We start from the raw sequence: 3513 nt of genomic DNA, 5'->3' as shown, positions 1-3513 counted from the left end.
CCTTCTCGATGACGTACTGGTAGGCCTTGCCGGTCGTGATGTTGTGGTCGAAGGTCATGTCGATGTCGAGGAACCGCTCGTAGTTCCCCAAATCGAGGTCGACCTCGCCACCGTCCTTCAGTACGTACACTTCTCCATGCTGGTAGGGATTCATCGTCCCCGCGTCCACGTTGAGATACGGGTCGATCTTCACGGCAGTCACGTCGAACCCGGCGTTTGCGAGCAGTCGCCCAGTGCTCGCGGCGGTAATGCCTTTGCCAAGTCCGGACATGACGCCCCCTGTGACGAAAATGAACTTCTTCCCCATCTCGGGGTCGTAGTCTGTCTCGGGGTCAGTCGGCATACTGACTTTCCGCAACCGTTCTTCAAAACCATTTCGGAGGCCGTCCGGTTCGACAGGAGGTGACATGTGTTGGATACGTCGGAGGTCCGCCGTGAGATGAACGCGAGACCGGAAAAACGGAAGGGAGGGCGGCTGTGAAAGGACCCATCAGCGCGCGATACGGCGGAGGATCTGTCGGAGAAAAACAAACCAACGTCCCCGGCGCGTGCGTCAGTCGGTTCGAGGACTTCACGTCCGAGAGCCTACTGACTATCATGCGAGGGATGACTGAGCGGATGCGAAGGAATCGGTTGGGGAGGGTGTGGTTGTCGCGGCACGGTAGCGGTGCGGTCATGTGACGTCTGTAATCGCGGTCGTGGCGAACTCACGACCATTATAATGGACTCACGATCAACGTGTCCTGAACGTGGGCTTTCGAGGGCTGAACCATCCCGCTGTCTTCCCCGCCTCGGTCAGCGGAGACCCAAAAACCACCGTACCACCGCCTTTCAAAGCCGTTCGACCAAGAACTCGCCCAACCGCCCCGCCACCTTCGCTTCCTGTCCGATGAAGAAGTGGTCCGCGCTGAACTCCTCGGTTTCGAAGCCCAACTCCTTCGCGCGCTCCGCGAGGGGTTCCCAGTCGGCCGTGTCGTCGCGCGTTCCGTAGAGGACTTTCAGCGGAACTTCTACGTCGTCCAGCGCCGCGGCCGCGTCCAGTTCCGTGGTCAGGCGGGACGCGGGCGCGAGTAACGCGATGGCGTCAGCGGTCTCGTCCACGCCCGCGAGCGTCGCTATCGCGCCGCCGAAGCTGAAACCGAAGATGCCGACCGAATCGTAGCGCTCGCGCGCCCAGCGGAGGGCGTTGCGCGCGTCCTCGCGTTCGCCGTACCCCTCGTCCCAATCGCCGTAATCGAAGCGCAGGCAGGCCACGCCGTGCTCCGTGAGGTAGTCGGCGAGCGCGACGAGGCGGTTGTCGCTTCTGTTGCCGTCGAATTGCGGGTGTGGTGGACAGGCGACGACGACGGTATCCGTCGGTGCTTCGGGTTCGTCCAGCGACCCGCGCACGTCCCGCGCCCCGGGGACGACGACTTCGTTCAACGTCATGTGGGCGTGTTAGCTTGGTGAGGATTTTAAGGGTCGGGTTCTGAATGTAGTAGTATGGGAGTACTTTCACGCATGTCGTACGTCGTCCGCTCGAAGATAAACGCCGTCCTCAACAGGGCAGAAGACCCGACCGAGACGCTCGATTACTCCTACGAGCAGATGCGCGACGAACTGCAGGACGTAAAGCAGGGTATCGCGGACCTCACGACGCAGAAAAAGCGCCTCGAAATTCAGAAGCGCCGCCTCGAAGAGAACGTCGAGAAGCACAACCAGCAAGCGCGCCAAGCGGTCAAGCAGGACCGCGAGGACCTGGCCCGGCAAGCCCTCGAAAAGAAAAAGCAGAAGATGAACCAAATCGAGGACCTGGAGGGCCAGATCGCGCAACTCCAGAATACGCAGGACAACCTCGTCGAGAAGAAGAACGAACTCCAGAACCGTATCGAGGAGTTCCGCACGAAGAAAGAGAGCATGAAGGCTCGCTACGAGGCCGCGGAAGCCAACAGCCGCGTCTCGGAGGCCATGACCGGCGTCGGCGACGAGATGCAGGACGTCGGGATGGCCATCGAGCGCGCCGAAGAGAAGACGGAGGACATGGAAGCCCGTGCGGAAGCGATGGACGAACTGCAGGACACCGGCGCGTTCGAGGACGCGCTTTCCGATAAAAGCAGCCTCGACCGCGAACTCGAAGAGATGCGGTCGTCCGGCGAGGTCGACTCCGAACTGGAGACGCTGAAAGCCGACATGGGTGTGGAGGACGAACCCGAGGAGGAAGAAACGTCGTCCAGCGACGACGACATCGACCTCTCGGACCTCGAAGCCGAAGTCGCCGCCGAAGAAACGGAAACCGAGACGGAGAGCGAAACCGAACAGGCGACCGAGGAGAACAACTCGTAATCGCTTCCGGTAAACCATCCCGCAATCACCTCCGACCCCGCAACAACCTCTAGCCCCGCAACCACCTCCGGGAACCCCGATTCGGAGCCATTTTTGCAACTCCGCGCCAGACCCGTCCTCCGGCAAGAGTAACTGGTTTCGGCAAGTGTCTATTTGACGCTACTCGCGTTTTTGTTCCGTATGAGCGAGTCCGACGGGAGCGCGCAACCCGGAGACACGATGCGCGAGCGAGTAGACGAGAGTCGGCTCAAACTATGGATTCTGATGGAGGCCAATCGGTGGCTCGTCGCGGCCGTCATCCTCCTCGCCGTCTTCGCGGCGTTGGTCGTCCTCGGCGTTCTCGACCCGTCGCCGCTACAGCAGTACATCGGGCCGAGCGACGACGCGGTGGACACGGTGTTTCAAGGCTTCGTCGGGGCGATCATCACCGGCGTGACGCTCGTCGTGACGCTCAATCAGCTCGTCCTCTCGCAGGAACTTGGTCCGGTGGGTGACCAACGGAGCCGCATGGAGAGCGCGATGCAGTTCCGGCGGGACGTCGAGGACGCGCTCGACGTCCCGACCGCGCCGCCGGAACCCGCGTCGTTCATGCAGGCGCTCCTCGAAGAGACCAAATCGCGGGCGAACGCCCTCGCCGACGCGGTGGATTCGAGCCGAGACGAGGAGTTAAAGGACGAGATTCGGAGCTACGTCGATGGCCTCTCCGAGAACGCCGACGAGGTGAGCGACACGCTCGAAGACACCCAGTTCGGAACGTTCGACGTGCTGTCTGCCATCCTCAACTTCAACTACTCGTGGAAGATATTTCTCGCGCGGAAGATTCGCAACGAACACGCGGACGCCCTCACCGACGAGGTGGACGAGGCGTTTGACGACATCATCGAATCGCTGACCTTCTTCGGCCCGTCGCGCGAACATTTCAAAACGCTCTACTTCCAGTGGGAACTTGTCAACCTCTCGCGGGCCATGCTGTACACGGCGGTCCCAGCGCTCGTCGTCACCATCTCGATGATAATCTACTTCGACGCGAAGGCGATTCCGGGGTCCACGTTCGGCATCAGCAACGACGTGCTGACCGTGAGTTTGGCTTCGACGATTGCAATCGTCCCGTTCATCATCCTGCTGGCGTACATCCTGCGGATTGCGACGGTGGCGAAGCGCACGCTTTCAATCGGGCCGTTCATTCTGCGG

At 61.2% G+C, this 3513-nt stretch carries 3 protein-coding genes and 1 pseudogene; 2 read left to right on the top strand and 2 right to left on the bottom strand.

Translation table 11 applies throughout. From position 1 onward, the window contains the following. Positions 1–343 (bottom strand): annotated as a pseudogene (locus tag BG842_RS26575) (CTP synthase); the annotation flags it as partial. 488 nt (positions 344–831) lie between these two features. Continuing rightward, complete coding sequence (locus tag BG842_RS26570; RefSeq protein WP_069453132.1) at positions 832–1428, bottom strand: alpha/beta hydrolase; 597 nt, start codon at positions 1426–1428, stop codon at positions 832–834. 54 nt (positions 1429–1482) lie between these two features. Here BG842_RS26570 and BG842_RS26565 point away from each other — a divergent pair, with 54 nt between their 5' ends. After that, positions 1483–2322 (top strand): PspA/IM30 family protein, encoded by an 840-nt coding sequence (locus tag BG842_RS26565; protein WP_069453131.1) that lies wholly within the window; start codon positions 1483–1485, stop codon positions 2320–2322. Between the two features lie 180 nt (positions 2323–2502). Further along, positions 2503–3513 (top strand): hypothetical protein (locus BG842_RS26560; protein WP_069453133.1); only part of this gene is annotated, 1011 nt, incomplete at its 3' end.

Source organism: Haladaptatus sp. W1 (assembly GCF_001723155.1).
Lineage (GTDB): Archaea > Halobacteriota > Halobacteria > Halobacteriales > Haladaptataceae > Haladaptatus > Haladaptatus paucihalophilus.
Note: the sequence above shows the minus strand (reverse complement) of the source record. Positions and strands in the feature narration are given on the sequence as shown.